Origin of the sequence: Marinobacter litoralis (assembly GCF_016427555.1) — a bacterium.
Lineage (GTDB): Bacteria > Pseudomonadota > Gammaproteobacteria > Pseudomonadales > Oleiphilaceae > Marinobacter > Marinobacter litoralis_A.
Genome location: NZ_JAELVS010000006.1, coordinates 66,521 through 87,868 on the forward strand (window position 1 = coordinate 66,521; position 21,348 = coordinate 87,868).

Genomic DNA, 21,348 nt, shown 5'->3' on the forward strand with positions numbered 1-21,348 from the left:
TCCCTGCTTGTTATCTGTTTTATATGTAAGAGAATTTCTTATTCATTCCGTCTACAATGCAATCTCTCGATTTTAAGAGAGGCATTGCACATTTGAAGGCCGCCAAACCTTCCTAAAGCAATTTCTCAAATAATAGACCTATATCTAACAGATGTCAGAAAAAAATGTCTCATTTGATGCGTACATCTCGTGTTTTTGCCTGGATCATTCTTACCGGCCTGAGTGTCGCTGTCATTTTGTCTGCAAGCTTGTACCTGTATTTGCGGCCAAGCTTGCCTCCGGTCGAACAACTTCTCGACGTCAAACTGCAAACGCCTTTGCGGGTATACAGCCATGACAACAAATTAATAGCAGAATTCGGCGAAAAGAGAAGGACGCCAGTCACAATCGAACAGATCCCTACACTTCAGTTACAAGCCTTTCTGGCGGCGGAAGACGCCCGTTTTTACGAGCATTTCGGAGTGGACATCAAAGGCCTGACACGGGCTGCCATAGAATTGATCTCCACCGGATCGATTCAATCCGGAGGCAGTACCATCACCATGCAGGTTGCAAAAAATTACTTTTTGTCACGCGACCGGACCTTCATTCGCAAGTTCAGCGAAATACTTCTGGCCATTCAAATCGAGCGCGAACTGAGCAAAGAAAAAATTTTCGAGCTGTATCTGAACAAAATCTATCTGGGCAACCGCGCTTACGGCATAGCGGCCGCCGCCGAGGTGTATTACGACAAACCGGTTAATGAACTCTCCCTGGCACAGATGGCCATGCTGGCCGGCTTGCCGAAGGCCCCTTCTGCCTATAACCCGATCGCCGATCCCGAGCGTGCGCTTGTCCGCCGCAACTGGATACTCGGGCGCATGGAAGACCTGGGCTTCATTACCAGTGACGCCCGGGAACTGGCCTCCGGCGCACCGATCACCGCAAGCTACAACGCCCGAGAAACAGACGTGGATGCCGATTATGTTGCCGAAATGGCCCGCTCGGAAATGGTTCGCCGATTCGGCGACACGGCCTACACTGACGGCTACAGCGTCACGCTCACCGTTGACAGCCTGAAGCAGCAAACCGCTACTGACACGCTAAGAGCCGGCCTGGAAAATTACGATCGTCGCCACGGATTCCGCGGCGCAATCGCACAAGTAGACATTGACGGCCTGACTCCCGCCGAGCTTTCCGGGGAGCTGGCAAACTACCCCAGTGTTGAGACTTTGCTGCCAGCAATAGTAACGGCGATCGATGACAAGAGCGGGGAAGTGCAAACCCACACTCGTGCGCTGGGTCCCACCACCATGGCCTTTGAAACCATGAAGTGGGCGCGCAAACACCGCACCCAAAGCCTGACCGGTCCGGAACCGAAGAAACCGTCTGATGTTGTCAGTGTTGGCGACGTTATTTATGTAAAAGCACTCGACCCGTCCCAGGGCGCCGAAGACACGACAACCATCACGCAAAACGTTGCTTTGGCTCAAGTGCCCAACGTTGAAGGTGCCCTGATTTCACTGAACGCGAAAACCGGGGCCATTGAAGCCCTCACCGGAGGCTACAGCTTCGGGCAAAGCAAATACAATCGCGCGACTCAGGCCAAGCGGCAACCGGGTTCCACGTTCAAACCGTTTTTGTATCTGGCAGCGCTCGAGAACGGGCGCACACCCGCCACCATCTACAATGACGCACCAATCGTGCTCAACAACGCCGATCTGGAAGGTTCATGGCGCCCTCAGAACGCGTCCGGCCAGTTTTATGGCCCAACCACCTTGCGCAAAGGCCTGTACCGCTCGCGAAACCTGGTTTCCATTCGGTTACTGCGGGACTTGGGCATCCGCACCACTCTGGACTACCTGGAACAGCTCAAAATCCCGACAGACAATATGCCTTCAAATTTGTCTTTGTCGCTGGGAAGCGGCCTGCTTACCCCCATGGAACTGGCGCGCGGCTTTGCGATCATCGCCAACGGCGGTTATGACGTTCAGCCCTATTTGATCGAAAGTATTCGTGAATCCAATGGCACTGTGATTTATGAAGCGCCCGAAACCATTCTGTGCGACCAGAACTGTGATGCCCTTGAGGAACAATACGGTTCGGCTGATGCAGAAGCTCCGGCAACCGACGAAACAGAGCCGAAAGCCGATGGCATTACCCTTCCGGCTTCACGTGATTCCGATACCCCCAGAATCATGCGCAAGCTGGCGGATTCCCGCTCGGTTTACATCATGCATTCCATCATGCAAGACGTGATTCAACAGGGTACCGGCCGTCGCGCCAAAGCCCTTGGGCGAAGCGATCTCGCCGGAAAAACCGGCACCACCAATGAACAGAAAGACACCTGGTTCGCCGGCTATAACCACGACGTAGCGACAACGGTCTACGTCGGCTTCGACCAACCGGCACCCTTGGGTCGCGGAGAATACGGCGCCTCCACCGCATTGCCCATCTGGATTGACTACATGAAGGTTGCACTGGCAGACACATCACCGGCACTAATGCCACGGCCCAACGGCCTGGCCAACATTCGCATCAATCCCGAAACGGGCGAACGCGCGCACCCGAACGAAGACGGCGTTTTTGAGCTCTTCAAAGAAGAGAACGTTCCTGCGCCATTAACCGCCGACGAACTTGAAAACCCCTCAGGCACTACGCCGGAAAGCTTCTCACGGCAGATTTTCTAAGCCGGAAAGCCCAGGAAAAACAGATAGCCATAAAAAAACCGGCGGGATCACCTCCGGTTTTTTTATGCATGAAGCTGAACTACATCCGAGTTAGATGATGTCGTCCATAGACTTCAGCGGGTAGTGCGCAGGGTATGGTTGACCCGCTACACCAGAGTCTACAGCAGCGCGGGCTACCGCAGCAGGTACAACTTCCAGCAAGCGGACATCCATCGGCTTCGGAATGATGTAATCCTTACCGAATTCCAGGCTGTCTACGCCGTAGGCTTCACAGATTTCCTGGGGAACCGACTCTTTTGCCAGTTCACGGATAGCGTTCACCGCCGCCACTTTCATTTCTTCGTTGATGCAGGTCGCGCGAACGTCCAGAGCACCACGGAAAATGAACGGGAAGCCCAACACGTTATTCACCTGGTTCGGGTAGTCTGAACGGCCAGTAGCCATAATCAGATCGTCACGGGTAGCCATGGCCAGCTCGTGATTGATTTCCGGATCCGGGTTGGAGCATGCGAAAACGATCGGGTTAGCGGCCATCTTCTTCAGCTGTTCCGCTGACAGAAGATCAGGACCGGACAGACCCAGGAATACGTCTGCGCCATCGATAGCATCGTCCAGCGTGCGCTTGTCTGTGTCGTTCGCAAACATCGCTTTATACTGGTTCAGATCATCACGGCCAGAGTGGATCACACCCTTACGGTCGAGCATGAAGATGTTCTCAGAGCGAGCACCACAGCTGATCAGCAACTTGGTGCAGGCAATGGCGGCTGCGCCAGCGCCCAAGCAAACAATTTTCGCGTCTTCAATGTTTTTGCCCTGCAGCTCAAGGGCGTTGATCATGCCAGCCGCAGTTACGATCGCGGTACCATGCTGGTCATCATGGAAGATGGGCACATTGCACTTTTCGATCAGTGCGCGCTCAATTTCAAAGCACTCAGGGGCTTTGATGTCTTCCAGGTTGATGCCACCAAAGGTGTCTGCGATGCGCTCAACAGTTTCAATAAACGCTTGCGGGCTTTCGGAATTAACTTCGATATCGAATACGTCAATTCCGGCAAAGCGCTTGAACAGTACGCCTTTGCCTTCCATTACCGGCTTACTCGCCAGAGGACCGAGGTTACCCAGGCCCAGGATAGCGGTACCGTCAGAAATAACGGCTACCAGGTTACCCTTGGCAGTATATTTGTATGCGTTCTCGGGGTCCTTCGCGATCTCGCGGACCGGCTCGGCAACTCCAGGACTGTACGCCAGAGATAGATCGCGAGCTGTTTGAGTAGGCTTAGTGACTTCTACACTCAGCTTACCCGGCCGCGGTTTGGCGTGATATTCAAGGGCTGCTTCTTTCAGATCTTGAGACATTGCCACTGTTCCGTTTGTCACGTTTAAAAGTAAAAGCCGCCTGACCTCAGGTCGACGGAGCGCGACATTATGGCGCGCTCGCCTAAAAACGACAAGCTAAACCCGAATATTTTATAGCCAGTCAATAGGGCATTTTGCGTATAACGATTCTTATTGCCTGAATTCCGCACACAAAAAAAGCGCCCGCAGGCGCTTTTTTTACGTTCCGGCTATGCTCAGTCTTTCTTAGCACCGATACGACCGCCGAAACGCTTGTTGAACTTATCAATACGACCACCGGTGTCCATAACCTTCTGCTTGCCAGTGTAGAACGGGTGGCACTGGGAGCATACGTCCAGCTGCAGGTCGTGACCAACAGTAGAGCGGGTCTTGATCACGTTACCGCAAGAACAGGTAGCAGTGATGTCTTCGTACTTAGGATGAATACCTTCTTTCATGGCGAACCTCTTTCGGGCATGCCGCTACCTGATCACCTCCGGAAAAACCGGTTTTTGGGTCAGGCACCGCAATTTTGAATCAATTGAAAGACCGCGCACTACCACGCCCGGCCAGAAACAGACCGCGAATCTTACTGGCAAAGCCGGTCACAGGCAAGTATCTTCCGCAGTGTCTATTGCGGCAAAACCATCCGCCGGCGCTATTTCACCGATTTTCAGGATACGCAGATACCGTGACACAACCCCAAACCGCACGCATCGCCTTGAACCGCCCCCTGCGCCGGCTGTTCGATTACCGCATCCCGGACAATCTGGAGCTGATACCCGGCCAGCGAGTTAAAGTGCCTTTTGGCCGACAAACATTGACCGGCCTTGTGGTTGAAACCGGTGTGCAGCCGCCGGAAGGCATCACCCTAAAACCCATACAAGCAGCACTTGAGCCGTGGGCGACCCTTCCAGCCGACACCTTCCGCCTGCTCACCTGGGCCAGCGACTACTATCAACACCCACTGGGGGAATGCCTGTTTACCGCCCTACCCCCGGCGCTTCGGCGAGGAAGACCCGCAGCTCTGAAACCCGACGAGCAATGGCAAACCACCGCAACCGAAGCGGCACTGCCAGCAAACGCCCATCGTCAAGTCGCACTCTTCAACACCATAAAAGCCACGCCCGGCGTCACCACCAGCGCACTGGTGCAGTCTGGCTATAGTCGGGCCCAGATTCGCTCGCTGGAACAAAAAGAACTGATCCAGCAATACACCACTACGAGTACACAGTCGCGCACGCCAGAAGCCGCACTTCCGGCTCCCGTGCTATCCGACGCCCAACAAAAAGCCGCAGAACAATTGCCCGAAAGCACCGAACGGTTTTCCGCCAGCTTACTGTTCGGCATCACCGGAAGCGGCAAAACCGAGCTATACCTGCACTATTTAAAAACCCGTTTGCAGCATGACGAACAGGCGCTGGTACTGGTACCGGAAATTAACCTGACACCGCAAACCGTCGCCCGGTTCCGGCTCTATTTCGGCAACCGTATTCAGGTTTGGCACTCAGCCCTTAACGACGGCGAACGCCTGAGCACCTGGCTAAAAATCCGTAACAGCGACCCAATCATTCTTATCGGCACCCGGTCCGCCGTACTGCTTCCCTTTATTAACCTTCGCACCATCATCGTGGATGAAGAGCACGACAGTTCCTACAAGCAAGGCGAAGGCTTTCGCTACTCAGGTCGCGATGTGGCCGTTTACCGCGCCCACCTGAACCAGTGCCCGGTGATTCTCGGCTCGGCAACGCCTTCACTGGAATCCTGGCACAACGCCAGCCAAGGCAAATACAACCTTGCCCGCCTCGAACAAAGAGCCGGTAACGCCAAACCGCCTGAACTGACGCTGCTGGATATTCGCAGCCGCCCGCTGGAAGCCGGGCTGGCCCGCCCTGCCCTGACGGCTATCAAGGAAACACTGGATAGAGGTGAGCAAGCACTGGTATTCGTGAATCGCCGCGGCTTCGCACCCATCATGATGTGCTTTGACTGCGGCCACATGGAAGAATGCCCTCGCTGCGACACGCGCCTGACTTACCACCGGCGCGACCGGGCCATGCGCTGCCACCATTGTGACTACCAAACCGCGGCAAGCCACTCTTGCCCCAAATGCAAAAGCGAAAACTTCAAGCCAGTGGGCCAAGGCACCGAACGCACCGAAGAAACGCTGGCGGAACAGTTCCCCGATATCCCCATTGTTCGGGTGGATCGAGACAGCACACAGCGCAAAGGCAGCATTCACGCCATACTGAAACAGGTAAACAGCGGCGAACCCTGCATTCTGGTGGGCACTCAGATGCTCGCCAAAGGCCACGACTTCCCGAACGTTACCTTGGTTACGGTAGTCAACGCGGACGGCGGCTTGTTCAGCGTAGACTTCCGTGCACCGGAACAGATGATTCAAACCTTGCTACAAGTCAGCGGCCGCGCCGGCCGAGGCGACAAACCGGGCAAAGTGCTCATCCAAACCTGCCACAGCGACCACCCTCTGCTGAACGCCCTTTGTCAAGGAAACTACCCGGCCATTGCGGACCAGCTTCTGGCCGAACGGGAATCCGGACTCCTGCCCCCATTCCGCGCGATGGCCATCCTGCGCGCAGAAGCCGACACCATGCAAAACAGCCTGCAACTATTGGACTCCCTCAAGCCCATGGCCAGCTCGCCCGGCGTCGAAGTGTGGGGCCCATTACCTGCAGTCATCGCAAGAAAAGCCGACCGCCATCGCGCGCAACTTATTTTGGTCAGCGATCATCGCAAACAACTTAACCGGCTACTCACCTATCTTTGCCAACATTTGGACCAAACCAAACTGCCCAGCAGCACCAAATGGATGGTAGATGTAGACCCACAGGAAACCGGCTAAGCATCCCAAATTGCGAAACAGCGCAGGCTGTGCAAAACGTTACAATCTTTTTCACAATTTTGACCGTGCGAGCATTCCATTTCTGGTAGCTGTGCTATGATTTTCAGCAATCTAACCGATAAAGCTGAATAACAACTGAGGTTGCGGTTCTCTCGCGGGGAATGCGCGGCGAAAAGGCTTTTGCTGTAACGAACACTGGAGATAAATAATGTCAGGGAAAATCCTTGCGCGTGCGTCAGCGTTGTCGCTGGCTTTTGTATTAGCTGCTTGTGGAGGTGACGATAGCTCGACCCCTCTGGCCGGCGGAGGCAACGGTGGGAGCAACAACGACGGCAACACCGACAGCAATGGCGAAGACATAACGAATGAAGTTCAAGTACAAGTCGGATCTATCGACTTGTTCGCCAACCCAGTTCGCATCAATACATCATCATCAGCCAACTCTGCAATAACAGCACGAGTCAAAAATGAGAATGGAGTTCTGCTTGCGGATATTCCAGTAACATTTGCTGCGCCACAAGGCGGAACACTGCAGGTTACACAAGCAACAACGGACGAGGCAGGGATAGCAACAGCTCAGTTGACCGGCGACAATGACCGCAGAAACACCACTCTAACGGTAAACGCTTCGGCTGGCGGGGTCAGTGAATCCGTTGCCATCGAGGTCACGGGAACAACTCTTACTCTGAAGGGCCCTCAATCCATATCTTTCGGCAATAGTGACAGCTACCAAGCTGTTCTTCTGGATTCAGAGGGCAATGGCATTGCGGATCAAGTTATCTCGATATCAACCACTCTCGGCTCAATCAGCTCCCAAACACTAACAACCGAGAACAATGGCGCTGTAGCATTCGAACTTTCAAGCGCGAGTTCCGGCGGCACTGCAAGCTTAACTGCCACTGCGTTTGAGGGTGAAAGTGCTTTGCGTACGACATTGGACGTGGCTATTTCAAGCGATGATTTCACTTTCTCGTCGCCAGCTAACGGATCTGAATTAGACATTGGAGCCCCCTCAACGCTTTCAGTTAGCTGGGAAAGAGATGGAACCCCAGTTCCAGATGGCTCAACTATCAATTTCAGCACTACACGCGGAACTCTAACCCCAGCGGATGGCACCGTAACAACCTCAGGGGGAGTCGCAACAATTGATATCGCATCTTCAAGCGCCGGCCTCTCAACCATTACGGCGAGAGATCCGTCCTCTGGCCTCACCACCTCTCTAGACGTTGAATTTGTTGCCACGACCCCCGAGACTCTTAGCGTTCAGGCCACGAAAACTCAACTAAGCCTAAATGACTCAACCGAAGTGACCGCAATCGTGCGTGACATCGATAACAACCGCGTCAAAAACCAAGTGGTCAATTTTCTCTTAGTAGCTGATGAGAGCAATGGACGCCTGTCTGATAGCGTAGCGATCACAGACTCCCAAGGCCGAGCATCAACAACTTTCATCGCAGGCTCTAGCATTAGCGGCCGCGATGGCGTGGAGATCAAGGCATCGACAAGCAATAATACAATAACTGATACAACAGCACTCACCGTCGCTCGCCAAGCATTACGACTTGCAATTGGAACAGGTAACGAACTCGAAGAACCAGACACCGTACGCTATAAGAAGCCTTACGTTGCAATCGTTACTGACGCAAACGGCGCCCCAATTAACAATGCCGAGGTGGAACTAAGCGTACTGCCAATCGGCTATAAAAAAGGCAGCTATCAAGCTGAAGATGACAAATGGGTAGAAGCTCCCGGAGCGGTATTTTGCCCGGCTGAAGATATAAACCAAAATGGACAATTAGATTCAGGAGAGGACACGAACGGCAGTGGTAAGCTGGAGCCTACTAATTCAGCTACGACAAGCTCCTCTACAATCACCACCGCCACTGATGGCTCTGCCGATTTTGACTTGCTTTACCCGCAGAGTCATTGTAACTGGGTTCAAGTGCGCTTAACGGCAACGGTGAAGGTCGGCGGTACAGAAAACGAAGAATCCACAGAATTCTTCCTCTCTTGCCTCGCCAGTGACCTTAGCAACACTGACATTTCGCCTCCTGGCGGAACAAGTGGCCTGTACGGATCTGCCCCGAACTGCGCGAATCTAGATTAACCAATATAAAAAGCCCGGCCTAACCGCCGGGCTTTTTGCTTACACTCCAACTTTCCGCGATAATACGCCTCTTCTATTTTCAACGGGCGCCCTGCCCTGACACCCACTCTTCTGAAAACCGAGTCGTCTGACGCATGAAAGAGACCGTATCCGAGCTTCTCCAGTCTGCACTGGCCACACTTCAATCCGAAGGCACCTTGCCGGCTGACCAAACTTTCACGCCGCAGGTTGGCAACACCAAGGACAAATCCCACGGGGATTACGCCTGCAATATTGCCTTGGTGGCCTCCAAGGCCGCTGGCTGCCCTCCGCGAAAGCTGGCCGAAGCGCTAATCGCTGCGTTGCCCGAAAGCGACGCGGTTGCCAAGGTGGAGATTGCCGGGCCAGGGTTTATTAACTTTTTCATGAGCACCGCCAGTGCGTTCGGGATTGTGAACACGATTCTGGATGAAGCGGAGCAATTTGGCCGTAACAACAACGGCAAGGGCGAAAAGGTTCAGGTCGAGTTTGTTTCCGCCAACCCGACCGGCCCCCTGCATGTGGGTCACGGCCGTGGCGCGGCCATCGGCGACTGCCTGTGCCGCCTGTTGGAAGCCAACGGTTACGATGTTACCCGTGAGTTTTATTACAACGATGCCGGTGCCCAGATCAACAATTTGGCGCTGTCGGTTCAGTCCCGGGTAAAAGGCCTGACGCCTGAGCATGAAAGCTGGCCGGAAGACGGGTACCGGGGCGATTACATTGTTGATGTGGCCAACGCCTACCTGGCCGGTGAAACTGTGGTCGCAGACGACCGTGAAGTAACAGCCAAAGCGGACCCCGATGACCAGGCTGCCATTCGCGAATTCGCCGTGGCTTACCTGCGCCGGGAACAGGATCTGGACCTGAAAGCCTTCGGCGTTCAGTTTGATGTGTATTTCCTTGAATCGTCGCTATACGACGACGGCAAAGTAGAAGCTACCGTTGAGCGCCTGAAAGCCAACGGCTACACCTACGAGCACGAAGGCGCCATGTGGTTGAAAACCACCGAGTTCGGCGATGACAAAGACCGCGTGATGCGCAAGAAAGACGGTGGCTACACCTACTTCTTGCCAGACGTGGCTTACCATCTCGATAAGTGGCAGCGCGGTTTTACCACCGTGATCAACGAGCAAGGTGCAGACCACCACTCCACCGTAACGCGGGTTCGTGCCGGTTTGCAGGCACTGAAAGCCGACATCCCTCAGGGGTGGCCAGACTATGTGCTGCACCAGATGGTGATGGTTACCCGTTCCGGGCAGGAAGTGAAAATCTCCAAACGTGCCGGTAGCTACGTCACCGTGCGTGACTTGATCGATGAAGTGGGCCGCGATGCGACTCGTTTCTTCCTGGCCGCGCGCCGGGTGGACTCTCAGTTGACCTTCGATATTGACTTGGCCCGCTCTCAGACCAATGAAAACCCGGTGTATTACATCCAGTATGCCCACGCTCGGATCTGCAGCGTGTTGCGCAAGCTGGAAGCCGAAGGCGTTCAGCGCGGTCGCACGGAGTGTGTAGGCGATCTGAGCCAGCTGACACTGGACGAAGAGAAAGAGCTGGCGAATCAGCTGGCGAAATACCCGGAACTGATTGCCAATTCCGCCGCGCAGCGTGAACCGCATCATCTGACGCACTATTTACGCGACCTGGCAGGGCAGTTCCACACCTACTACAACGCTCACAAGGTGCTGATCGAAGACACCGCGCTTCGCGATGCACGGGTGAGCTTGTATCTGGCGGTCCGTCAGGTAATCGAGAACGGCTTAGGCCTGCTGGGCGTAAGCGCCCCAGAGGAGATGTAAGCAGCTCATGGCCAGAGATTATGCCAAGAAAGACCGACCATCCGGCAGAGGTGCCGCTGCACCTAAAAAGCGGACCGCCCAGCCTCGCAACAAAGCTGCGGCCAAGCCGAAACGCAGTGCGCCTTCGCACTCCCAACAGGGTGGCTTGTCTGTGAAGTGGATTTTATCTCTGGCCGCGGTTGGCGGCTTTATGGGCTTCATTGTGTATTTGAACACGCTGCCGACAGGGCAGGAAGTTCGCCAATCGCCTCCCTCTCAGGCGCATCAGACACAGCCCCAAACCATTCAGAAGCAGCCCCCGGCGCAAACCGCCCGCAAGGAACGTGACTTCCGGTTCTACGAAATGCTACCGGAATCTGAAGTGGTGCCGCCCAAGGTGGAGGAGTACACCCCAGGCCCCGCCAAACAGGCCTACGATTATGTGGTGCAATCCGGCTCCTTCCGCAGTAAGCAAGATGCCGAGCGCCAGCGCGCTCAGATCGCATTTCAGGGTTTGCGTGCACACGTTCAGCACGTGGTTCAGGACAACGGCAGCGAATGGTACCGGGTGAACGTGGGGCCCTTCACCTCACGAAGCCAGATGAACTCCGCGGTGGATAAGCTGGTGGGTATAAATATTCAGCCTCTGGTTCGAAAGATTCCCAAGAAAGGTTGAATTCACATCAAGCGCCTCCATAACGTCTGAATACCAATCTTCATCAGGCAACTGGAGCCACAATGACTACGATTGTTTCCGTCCGTCGTGACGACGAAGTCGCTATGGGAGGTGATGGCCAGGTTTCACTGGGCAACACCGTTATGAAAGGCAATGCCCGCAAAGTACGCCGGCTGTATAACGGCCAGGTGATTGCCGGGTTTGCTGGCGGCACCGCCGATGCCTTTACCCTTTTCGAACGCTTCGAGGCCCAGCTTGAAAAGCATCAGGGCAATCTCACCCGAGCGGCCGTAGAGCTCGCCAAAGACTGGCGATCCGACCGCGCACTGCGCAAGCTGGAAGCCCTGCTGGCCGTTGCCGACAAAACCGCCTCCTTAATCATTACCGGTAATGGCGATGTGATTGAGCCCGAACAAGGCTTGATTGCCATTGGTTCCGGCGGCCCCTTTGCTCAGGCCTCCGCCCGCGCATTGCTTGAAAACACCGATCTGAGCGCACACGAAATTGCCGAGAAGGCTCTGGAAATTGCAGGGGACATCTGCATTTACACCAACCAGAACCGCACTCTGGAAGTGCTGTCCATCCAAGACTGACCGGAGCGACCATGTCTGCAATGACTCCCCGTGAAATCGTTCACGAACTGAACAAACACATCGTAGGCCAGCAAGAGGCCAAGCGCGCCGTTGCCATCGCCTTGCGTAATCGTTGGCGCCGGATGCAGCTGGACAGCAGCCTGCGCGATGAAATTACCCCGAAGAACATTCTGATGATCGGCCCCACCGGTGTCGGTAAAACCGAAATCGCCCGCCGTTTGGCGAAATTGGCCGACGCGCCTTTCCTGAAGGTGGAAGCCACGAAGTTTACCGAAGTGGGTTATGTGGGCCGCGATGTGGAATCCATCATCCGTGATCTGGCGGATATGGCCGTTAAAATGCTCCGTGAAAAGGAGATGAAGCGCCACGAGAATCAGGCGCTGGACGCCGCCGAAGACCGCATTCTGGATGCTCTGCTGCCGCCTGCCCGTGATTTTAACGAAGACAGTGCTCGCAACAACGATTCCGCCAGCCGTCAGATGTTCCGCAAGAAACTTCGCGAAGGCGACCTGGACGACAAGGAAATTGATATTGATCTGAGCAGCGCTGGCCCGGGTGTAGAAATCATGGCACCGCCGGGTATGGAAGAAATGACCAACCAGCTGCAGAGCATGTTCTCCAACATGGCCTCGGATAAGCGCAAAACCCGTAAAATGAAAGTGGCAGACGCCATGAAACGGGTTAAGGACGAAGAAGCCGCCAAGCTGGTCAACGAAGAAGAGATCAAACAGAAAGCCCTTCAGGCTGTTGAGCAGAACGGTATCGTGTTCCTGGACGAGATCGACAAGGTGGCCAAGCGTTCCGAAAACACCTCGTCAGACGTTTCCCGTGAAGGCGTTCAGCGTGACTTGCTCCCGCTGATTGAAGGCAGCACCGTGAGCACCAAATACGGCGCGGTTCGGACCGATCACATTCTGTTTATCGCCTCGGGCGCATTCCACCTGGCCAAGCCGTCCGATTTGATCCCGGAGCTTCAGGGCCGTTTGCCTATCCGGGTTGAACTGCAAGCGCTGACACCGGATGATTTCAAGCGGATTCTGACCGAGCCGGACGCCTCTCTGGTGCAACAGTACGAAGCACTGATGGGCACCGAGGGCGTTAAGCTGAACTTTGCAGAAGACGCCATCGCCCGCATCGCCGAGATTGCCTGCAAGGTAAACGAAACCACCGAGAACATTGGCGCCCGCCGCTTGCACACTGTGCTTGAGCGCTTGCTGGAAAGCTTGTCGTTCGAAGCCGGCGATCAGGTGACTGACGGTTTTGAAGTAACGGCTGCGTACGTGAACGAGAAACTGGGCGAGCTGGCCGAAGACGAGGATTTGAGCCGGTTCATTCTGTAACCCCCTCGCCCTCAACGCAAAAAGCCCGGATGACCTCCATCATCCGGGCTTTTTTGTATCCATTTACTTATCGGGTTTTCCCGCTACTGCGCCTTGGAAAACAGGTGCGACACGTTACTCAAGCCGCTGGCCAAACGACCTTTCTGCGTCTGTTTTTTGCGACCTTTGGCCACATACAGCGGTAATAACTCACCGTACAGACTGGTGCTGATGGTGCGCTGCTCGTCTTCCAGGCGATCCCGGCGCAGCTTGATGCCGTATTGCGCCAGCTTCGGTTCGAGCTCATCAGCACGATTCAACAGATCGCGACGGGTCATCTGGTAAGCGTGCTCACACACCATGCGGCGACTCTGGAAACTGAACACATTAGAGAAGAACAATTTAGCATCGTCCCGCGTGGGCTCGAACAACAGAATGTCTTTATCCGGGTAGTCTCTGGCGTACTGTGCAATCCCGGACTGCATACGCGAGTACACCATGGTGCGGAAAGTCTGTGACAGCATGTTCGGCATGCCGGAGTGTGTCAGATCACCGGCCTTCATCGAACCGGCACGGACAGCCGCACTGGCATCAATCGGCACCTGCGGGTTGATCGCGAAGACCAGATCAGCGCCATCCTCAAACGCTACGGACGCGTGTAGCCCTTTTCTCAGAGTGCCATCCACATAGTAGCGGCCATCGATCTCAACCGGCACATACAAACCCGGGGAGGAGGTGCTGGCCTGAACCGCTTTGGAGATGGGCACGTGATCAAAACCGGGCGCCCCAAAGCACACCGCGTCGGAACTCTCTACGTCCGCTGCCACAATGTACAGGCTGCGTTTGAGCTGACGAAAATCGTTGGTACGGCCGAGCATGGTAAACGCACGGCGCAGGTAATCGTGCAACCCTTCGTTATCAAACAACCCGGCTGGCGCCGCCTGAGCCAGAATAGTCAGCGCTTCCAACAAACTTTGGTCATAGGGGTTGTTGATAAAACGGCTGACCGCTGTGCTCAGTAGCTTGGGTACCGCTAACAATCGGCTGCCGATCTCGCGAAACGCCGGGCGATAGAACACATCCGGATGGAAAGGATGCACTTCGGCCTCGTTGCGAACGAAAATACGGCACAACTGAGCGGTGGTGACCTGGTTGGCCAGGTGAGAGGCCACAAACGAGCCGGAGCTCACGCCAACATAGACGTTCAGCTCATTAAAGTTAAGACCATCAAGCGCCTCGTCGAGCGCTCGCAATGCGCCGATCTCATAAATACCACCCAACGGCCCTCCGCCGCCCAGGGCAAGGCCTATTTTTGGTGCTGGTTTGAGTTCGGTCGCGTCTGTCATCAACTATCCTTTGTAGGTACTGCAGATCAGATTAACAGCTCTAAGCTACCAATTGATTTTAGAGTAAACACACTAACCGGGAAAATACGACTTAAAGCGCGGCCGGCTCGCACACGGGTGTTTTAACAGGACGAAGGTATCGGCCAAAGCCCGCGTTTCGAAGCGCCAGATCCACGCAGCTCTTTATAACGTGAGGTGAATCCAGCAACAGCACATCTTGCAACAGCTGAACCGCCCACTCACGATCCACGCTGCGAATTACGGATTTCACTTTCGGCAAACTCGCCGCGTTCATCGACAACGAGTCATACCCCATGGCCATCAGCAACAAGGCCCCGCCCGGATCACCGGCCAGCTCGCCGCAGATACCAACCGGTTTACCAACGGCGTGGGTGTCTTGCGCTATGCGCACCAAGGCCTGCAAAACGGCTGGATGGTAGGAATGGTAAAGTTGGGCAACCCGAGGGTTGTTGCGATCGACCGCCAGCAAATACTGCGTGAGGTCGTTTGAACCCACTGACACGAAATCCACGCGATCAGCCAGCTCTCGAATCTGGTACACAGCCCCCGGCACTTCGATCATCACGCCTACTTTGGGCATGTGGACATCGTAGCCTTCTTCGCGGACTTCGTGATACACCCGATAAATCAGGTGCAGCGACTCCTCCACCTCGGAGACGTTACTGATCATCGGTAGCATGATTTGCAGATTGTTCAGACCTTCACTGGCTTTGAGCATTGCCCGAACCTGCAACAAGAAGATTTCCGGGTGATCCAGTGTTACCCGGATGCCGCGCCAACCCAGAAACGGGTTTTCTTCCTGAATCGGGAAATACGTCAGAGCTTTGTCGCCGCCGATATCCAGAGTTCGCATGGTCACGGGATTCGGGGCAAAGGCTTCGAGCTGCTCCCGATAATATTCCCGCTGCTCTTGCTCGGAGGGGAAGCGGTCTTTGATCATGAACGGCACTTCGGTGCGGTACAGACCAATACCTTCAGCCCCGTGGGAAAGAGAACGCACCACATCGGTCATCAAACCAGTATTGACCAGCAGAGGCACCCGGTGACCATCCAGGGTTTCACAAGGCTTATCCCGCAGCTCTTCGAGCCCGCGAAACAGTTCGTCTTCTTCTTCACAAATTGCCTGATAAAACGCGCGAAGATCAGCCGAGGGCGAGGCAAAGATTTGCCCTTCGAAACCATCCACCACCAGCTCACGCCCACCCAACTGGTTGACGGGAATATCCACCAGGCCCATAACGGTTGGCACACCCATCGCCCGCGCCAAAATGGCGACGTGAGAGTTGCTGGAGCCTTTTACCGACACCAACCCCACCAACTGCCCTTTTGGTACTTCGCCCAGCATTGCCGGGGTTAGCTCTTCACTCACCAGAACGGTGCGTTCGGGGTATTCCAGATGCTTCTGCTCGCCTTCCTGCATGTGCGATAAAAGGCGACGGCCCAAGTCACGGATGTCCACCACCCGCTCTTGCAGGTATAAATCGTCCATCATTTCAAAATGACGAATGTACTGCAGAATCACCTGCTTCAAGGCACCCTGCGCCCAAATACCTTCCTGAATCTTGCTGACGACTTCGCCGGGAAGGGCACTTTCATCCAGCATCCGCAGGTACACGTCAAACAGTGCCTGCTCTTCCGGCCGCAGCTGCGAGGCCAAACGATTGGCCACGCGCTGGATATCTTCTTTAACCGCTTGGACCGCGCTCCAGAACAGCTCCAGTTCACGGTCTATATCTTCGGCGGGCTTCTCGGGCACCACATCCAGATCGGCCGAAGGGTACACCACCGTGCCCGTACCAATAGCGACACCGGGCGCACCGGGCACGCCGTTAAAACATACGTCGTGGGCTTGTTCGCCGGTTAATGACAGGCCGCTGATGGCTCCTGTGGCTTCGCTGTGTGCGATAACCCCGGCCAATTGAGCCGAGATGGTGACCAGAAAAGCTTCTTCGCCCTCATCAAAACAACGGGAGTTTTCCCGCTGCTGCACCACCAGAACACCCAATACGGCGCGGTGGTGGATGATGGGCACACCGAGAAACGAGCTGAAGCGTTCTTCGCCGGTTTCAGGGAAGTAACGATAACGCGGGTGGGAAGGTGCGTCTTCGAGGTTTATGGGCTCCTCACGGGAGCCGACAAGCCCGACAAGACCCTCGGAATGAGCCAGGCTGACATGGCCCACCGCGTCTTTGTAGAGACCTTCGGTGGCCATGAGTATGTAGCGGTTTGAGGCCGGGTCCAGCAGGTACACCGAACAGACTTCGGTTCCCATGGCTTTCTGCACTCGCGAAACAATGATATCGAGTGCCTCGTTCAGATCACGGGCGCTGTTTACCTCTTGTACAATTGTTCGCAAGATGCCGAGCATGGGGCTAGTCCATCATTTTTGGTGTTCCTTCAAACGCCGGTTTGACTCTCCTTTTTGCCACTGTTCCATGTTGTGAAACAGTCTGGGGGCCAGTTCTCTCAGCGCGCGCCTGTACACTTCTCTTTTAAATGAAATCACTTGTCCCAACGGGTACCAGTAGCTCACCCACTGCCAACCGTCGAATTCGGGTGAATCTGTACCATCTACGCGAACATGCGCATCTGGTGACAACATCCGCAGCAGGAACCATTTCTGTTTTTGCCCCACACATACGGGGTGCGAGTTGTGGCGTACCATCCTTCTGGGCAGCCGGTACCTTAGCCACCCTCGTGTACATGTGATGATCTCCACATCATTGGCACTAAGGCCAATTTCCTCTTCCAGTTCCCGGTACAAGGCCTCTTCAGGCGACTCATTCGGGTTAATACCGCCTTGCGGAAATTGCCAGGAGTCCTGCCCTATTCGCCTTGCCCAGAGCACTTCGCCCCTGTGGTTGGCCAGAATGATTCCGACGTTGGGTCTGAAACCGTCTGAGTCGATCACGGCACAGTCCTCGTAAAGTCGGTGGCCGGTTGCTTTTGCAACCGACGAAATTTGTCCAAGTTGCTCTCATTCTTACAGAAACCCAATGGTTCAGCAAACGCTGCTGCGTTCAGCACACCTTGTCAGAGCCGTGCTAGACTGTCAGCTTTGCTTAAAAGCCTGTGACAATGGGAGGACGCGGCTTGACGCTCGCAATTTTTGATTTGGACAACACTCTGCTGGCCGGCGACAGCGACCACGCCTGGGGCGAGTTTCTGGTAGAGGAAGGGCTGGTAGACGAAGAGGTGTACCGCCAGGCAAACGATCGGTTCTATCAGGAGTACCTGAATGGCGAGCTGGACGTGTTCGAATACCAGCGTTTTGCCCTGCAACCGTTGTCTATCCACACTATGGATGAGCTGGAATCCTGGCGCGAAACGTTCATGGCGAAAAAAGTCCGGCCGATGATGCTGGAGAAAGCCGCCAAGTTGCTGGCCGACCATCGCGCTCAGGGCCATACCCTGATGATCATCACCGCCACCAACCGGTTTATTACCGAGCCGATTGCGGAGCTTTTGGGTGTGGATTATCTGATTGCGACCGAACCGGAGTTGGTGAACGGCCGGTTTACCGGGGAAGTAGCGGGTACGCCGAGTTTTCAGGAGGGCAAGGTTGTGCGCCTGAACGACTGGCTAGAAGCCTTCGATGAGACTTTGGACGGTGCTTGGTTTTACAGTGATTCGCACAATGATGTGCCGCTGCTGAAATTGGTGCAGAACCCGGTGGCTGTAGACCCAGACCCTACACTGGAGAAACTGGCCAATGAGAAGGGTTGGCCGGTGATGTCGCTTCGGGACTGATGCTTTAAAGCACCTTGGCCCGGTCACCAGCGGGGCAGTTTTTCCGGGATACGCGGTGAACACATCCCTGTACGCTCGACAAAATCATCCCTGATTTTGACGATCCCGGAAAAACTGCCCCGCCGGTGACCTACACTGGGTGCAGCTCTCGCCTTTATAGAAACCCGGTCAGCGAACGCACGAAGCAAGATTTGATGTAATCCGTTTCAGGAATACCGGGCACAACCGGATGATCCGGTGCCTGATGGCCCTGCTCCAGCAACTGCACAAAACGATCTATCTTGCGGCCACTGCCGCGAATGATATCGATCAGCTTTTCCTGCGACAAATGCATGGAGCAAGACGCAGAAACCAGCAATCCATCCCGCTCGAGCAGCCGCAAACCCAGCTGATTCAACCGGGCATACGCCTGTTCACCGGCTTTCTGATCACGACGGCGCGGAATCAACGCGGGCGGGTCCAGCACCACGATGTCGAACTTCTCTTTCTCATCCGTCAGCGCTTTCAAGGCATCAAAGGCATCGCCTTCAATGGTGTCCACATTATCCAACCCGTTCAGCTTGGCGTTGTGATGCACCGAATCTACGGCGGATGATGACGCATCTACACAAGTCACCTGCGAAGCACCGGCACACGCGGCCTGAATACCCCAACCACCCACGTAACTGAACACATCCAGCACCCGCTTACCGGGCGCATAGGCCTGCAGCCGCTGACGGTTCATCCGGTGATCGTAAAACCACCCCGTCTTCTGCCCGCCAGCCAACGGCACCTCAAACTGCGCGCCGTTCTCTTCAACCCGCAAAACGTCTGTCTCTGGGCCATGAGCAAATTCCACGTAGCTGGAAAGTCCTTCCACCTTGCGCATCTTGCCATCGTTCTTCAACACCACCACACGAGGATGCGCCAAACGCTGAACCGCCCGCACAATGGCATCTTTCATCAGCTCCATGCCCGCGGTGGAGATCTGCACCACCACAACGTCATCAAATCGGTCCACCACCAGCCCAGATAAACCATCGCTGTCACCAAAAACCCAGCGATAAAACGGCTTAGCAAACAACCGCTCCCGCAACGAAAGCGCCGCCTCCATCCGATCCGTCAAGCGTTTGGGAGTCATACCGTGAGCAGGTTCCCGACTGATCAAACGGCCACAAATCAACGCATGGGGGTTCACAAAAACCGTTCCCAGCGGCTTGTCGTTCGACGCCCGCAACTGAGCCTGCGCGCCGGCTTCGAACTCGGTTAACGGGCTGCGTTTGATATCCACCTCGTTACTGTAAACCCACAAGTGGCCAGCACGGAGACGGCGTTCTGCGCCTTTGCGCAGATAGAGAATCGGGAAATCCATTAATTAATTACCTGTGAGAACATTCGTTTTGAGGACTACTGCGCAGCTTGGGCGAGTTTCCGGGGGCAGGCCTCACGAAACTGTGCGGAGCCAGGGATGGCGGAGCCCAAGCGTCACATGGATGTGCCGAAGGAGCGTGTTTCGGGAGGCCTGCCCCCGGGAACACGCTTGCACCAATTTTCTGACTTAGCCTTCTGAAGCCACGTGCTCAGCGTATGCATCCGGATCCATCAAGCCGTCCAGCTCGCCCTGATCCGCCAGCTTAACCTTGAACATCCAGCCTTCACCATAAGGATCATCATTGACAATCTCCGGCTCGTCCTCAAGCTTCTCATTCACCTCAAGAACCTCACCCGTCACCGGGCTAAACACATCCGAAGCCGACTTCACCGACTCCGCAACACCCGCTTCCTCACCGCCGTTAACCGCAGCCCCAACTTCCGGCACTTCGATAAAAACCACATCACCCAACTGCTCCTGGGCAAAATCGGTAATACCAACCGTAGCGGTGCCATCAGCCTCAACCCGCACCCACTGGTGCGTATCGATATATTTAAGATCCGCAGGGATATTGCTCATAATCTGTGTGTCCTGTTGAAATTTTTTGCGCAGTTTAACCGAAGAGCTTAGTTCCAGCGAATGCTACGGGCCAGCTTCATAAATGCAACCAGATAATCCACTTCCTGATCCCGCTCCCGGAAGCCCAGAAATATCTGCTTCGGCATGCCCTCTTCACCTAACCGCAAAGCCTTAATCGGCATTTTCTGCGCGTATTCATCCACCAACCAGCGTGGCAACGCAGACACGCCCCGGCCCGCAGCGACCATCTGCAGCATAATGTCGGTGGTTTCAATCGTTTTATGGAACGCCGGGGCCGCGTGGGCGGGTAAAAAGAACCGGGTAAAAATATCCAGCCGCTCGGGTGCCACCGGATAGGTGATCAGTGTTTCACTCGCTAACTGCTCTGGCTCTACCCACTCACTTTCCGCCAATGGATGATCGCTCGCCACCACCAACACCTGCTCGTAATCGAACACCGGCTCAAAGCACACACCGGGACGATGCAGCGGATCAGGCGTCACCAACAAATCAATATCGTGCCCGAACAGCGCCCCCATTCCGCCAAACTGAAATTCTTGTTTCACGTCTACATCCACATCCGGCCAGTGCTGCAGATAAGGGCCGACCACTTTCAGCAGCCATTGATAACAAGGATGGCACTCCATGCCCACGCGCAAACTACCACGCTGGCCCTTGGCCACTTGCCCGACCAGCATTTCCGCGTGTTCAAACTGCGGCAATAGCCGGTTTGCAAGCGACAGCAGTTGCTCGCCGGCCTGGGTAAAGCGCAATTGCCGCCCTTCCCGCAACCACACCGGGGTTCCCAATTGCTGCTCCAGTTTGCGAATCGCGTGGCTCAACGCGGATTGCGTCAAATGTAGCTGCTCGGCCGCTGCGGTGAGCGAACCCTGCCGCTCAACCGCTCGAAATATTTCTAAGTGACTACGCTCAATCATGC

At 55.1% G+C, this 21,348-nt stretch carries 16 protein-coding genes; 8 read left to right on the top strand and 8 right to left on the bottom strand.

Annotated elements, in window-relative coordinates:
- The first annotated feature begins 164 nt into the window (after nt 1-164).
- Nucleotides 165-2,669, top strand: coding sequence for a penicillin-binding protein 1A (locus tag JAO79_RS14310; RefSeq protein ID WP_199007938.1), 2,505 nt, complete (start codon nt 165-167; stop codon nt 2,667-2,669).
- Nucleotides 2,670-2,759: 90 nt separating this feature from the next.
- Here JAO79_RS14310 and JAO79_RS14315 read toward each other — a convergent pair whose 3' ends face one another.
- Both JAO79_RS14315 and rpmE read right to left on the bottom strand, forming a co-directional pair.
- Nucleotides 2,760-4,025 (bottom strand): malic enzyme-like NAD(P)-binding protein, encoded by a 1,266-nt coding sequence (locus tag JAO79_RS14315; RefSeq protein WP_199007939.1) that lies wholly within the window; start codon nt 4,023-4,025, stop codon nt 2,760-2,762.
- A gap of 215 nt (nt 4,026-4,240) precedes the next feature.
- On the bottom strand, nt 4,241-4,462 hold the full coding sequence (gene rpmE, locus JAO79_RS14320) for a 50S ribosomal protein L31 (protein WP_114335865.1): 222 nt from the start codon (nt 4,460-4,462) through the stop codon (nt 4,241-4,243).
- A 233-nt stretch (nt 4,463-4,695) separates the two neighbouring features.
- On the opposite strand from rpmE, the gene JAO79_RS14325 reads away from it, so the two are divergent.
- The 6 genes from JAO79_RS14325 (at nt 4,696) to hslU (ending at nt 13,382) form a co-directional block, all read left to right on the top strand.
- On the top strand, nt 4,696-6,867 hold the full coding sequence (locus JAO79_RS14325; RefSeq protein WP_199007940.1) for a primosomal protein N': 2,172 nt from the start codon (nt 4,696-4,698) through the stop codon (nt 6,865-6,867).
- A 448-nt stretch (nt 6,868-7,315) separates the two neighbouring features.
- Nucleotides 7,316-8,974: an Ig-like domain-containing protein gene (locus JAO79_RS14330; protein WP_413785062.1), complete on the top strand. Its 1,659-nt coding sequence runs from the start codon at nt 7,316-7,318 to the stop codon at nt 8,972-8,974.
- 134 nt (nt 8,975-9,108) lie between these two features.
- Nucleotides 9,109-10,794: an arginine--tRNA ligase gene (gene argS, locus JAO79_RS14335; protein ID WP_199007942.1), complete on the top strand. Its 1,686-nt coding sequence runs from the start codon at nt 9,109-9,111 to the stop codon at nt 10,792-10,794.
- Between the two features lie 7 nt (nt 10,795-10,801).
- Entirely contained in the window at nt 10,802-11,449 is a 648-nt protein-coding gene (locus JAO79_RS14340) for an SPOR domain-containing protein (protein WP_114335861.1), read from the top strand.
- Nucleotides 11,450-11,511: 62 nt separating this feature from the next.
- Entirely contained in the window at nt 11,512-12,042 is a 531-nt protein-coding gene (hslV, locus tag JAO79_RS14345) for an ATP-dependent protease subunit HslV (protein WP_199007943.1), read from the top strand.
- A gap of 11 nt (nt 12,043-12,053) precedes the next feature.
- Nucleotides 12,054-13,382 carry an ATP-dependent protease ATPase subunit HslU gene (gene hslU, locus JAO79_RS14350; protein ID WP_199007944.1) on the top strand — a complete coding sequence of 443 codons (1,329 nt, stop codon included), beginning with the start codon at nt 12,054-12,056 and terminating at the stop codon, nt 13,380-13,382.
- A gap of 83 nt (nt 13,383-13,465) precedes the next feature.
- Here hslU and JAO79_RS14355 read toward each other — a convergent pair whose 3' ends face one another.
- The 3 genes from JAO79_RS14355 to JAO79_RS14365 form a co-directional block, all read right to left on the bottom strand.
- A complete protein-coding gene (locus tag JAO79_RS14355; RefSeq protein WP_199007945.1) occupies nt 13,466-14,707 on the bottom strand; it encodes a patatin-like phospholipase family protein in 1,242 nt (413 codons plus the stop codon).
- 91 nt (nt 14,708-14,798) lie between these two features.
- Nucleotides 14,799-17,096 (bottom strand): phosphoenolpyruvate--protein phosphotransferase, encoded by a 2,298-nt coding sequence (ptsP, locus tag JAO79_RS14360; RefSeq protein WP_199007946.1) that lies wholly within the window; start codon nt 17,094-17,096, stop codon nt 14,799-14,801.
- A 12-nt stretch (nt 17,097-17,108) separates the two neighbouring features.
- Nucleotides 17,109-17,639, bottom strand: a complete 531-nt coding sequence (locus JAO79_RS14365; protein WP_114335856.1) for an RNA pyrophosphohydrolase — start codon at nt 17,637-17,639, stop codon at nt 17,109-17,111.
- 182 nt (nt 17,640-17,821) lie between these two features.
- On the opposite strand from JAO79_RS14365, the gene JAO79_RS14370 reads away from it, so the two are divergent.
- Nucleotides 17,822-18,478 carry an HAD family hydrolase gene (locus JAO79_RS14370; RefSeq protein ID WP_199007947.1) on the top strand — a complete coding sequence of 219 codons (657 nt, stop codon included), beginning with the start codon at nt 17,822-17,824 and terminating at the stop codon, nt 18,476-18,478.
- Between the two features lie 154 nt (nt 18,479-18,632).
- Here JAO79_RS14370 and JAO79_RS14375 read toward each other — a convergent pair whose 3' ends face one another.
- From JAO79_RS14375 to JAO79_RS14385, 3 genes are all read right to left on the bottom strand, one after another.
- On the bottom strand, nt 18,633-19,829 hold the full coding sequence (locus tag JAO79_RS14375; protein ID WP_199007948.1) for a class I SAM-dependent rRNA methyltransferase: 1,197 nt from the start codon (nt 19,827-19,829) through the stop codon (nt 18,633-18,635).
- A 186-nt stretch (nt 19,830-20,015) separates the two neighbouring features.
- Complete coding sequence (gene gcvH / locus JAO79_RS14380) at nt 20,016-20,408, bottom strand: glycine cleavage system protein GcvH (protein ID WP_199007949.1); 393 nt, start codon at nt 20,406-20,408, stop codon at nt 20,016-20,018.
- 47 nt (nt 20,409-20,455) lie between these two features.
- The gene (locus JAO79_RS14385) at nt 20,456-21,346 is read right to left on the bottom strand and encodes a LysR family transcriptional regulator (RefSeq protein ID WP_199008013.1); all 891 of its coding nucleotides are present in this window, start codon (nt 21,344-21,346) and stop codon (nt 20,456-20,458) included.
- Nucleotides 21,347-21,348 lie beyond the last annotated feature (2 nt).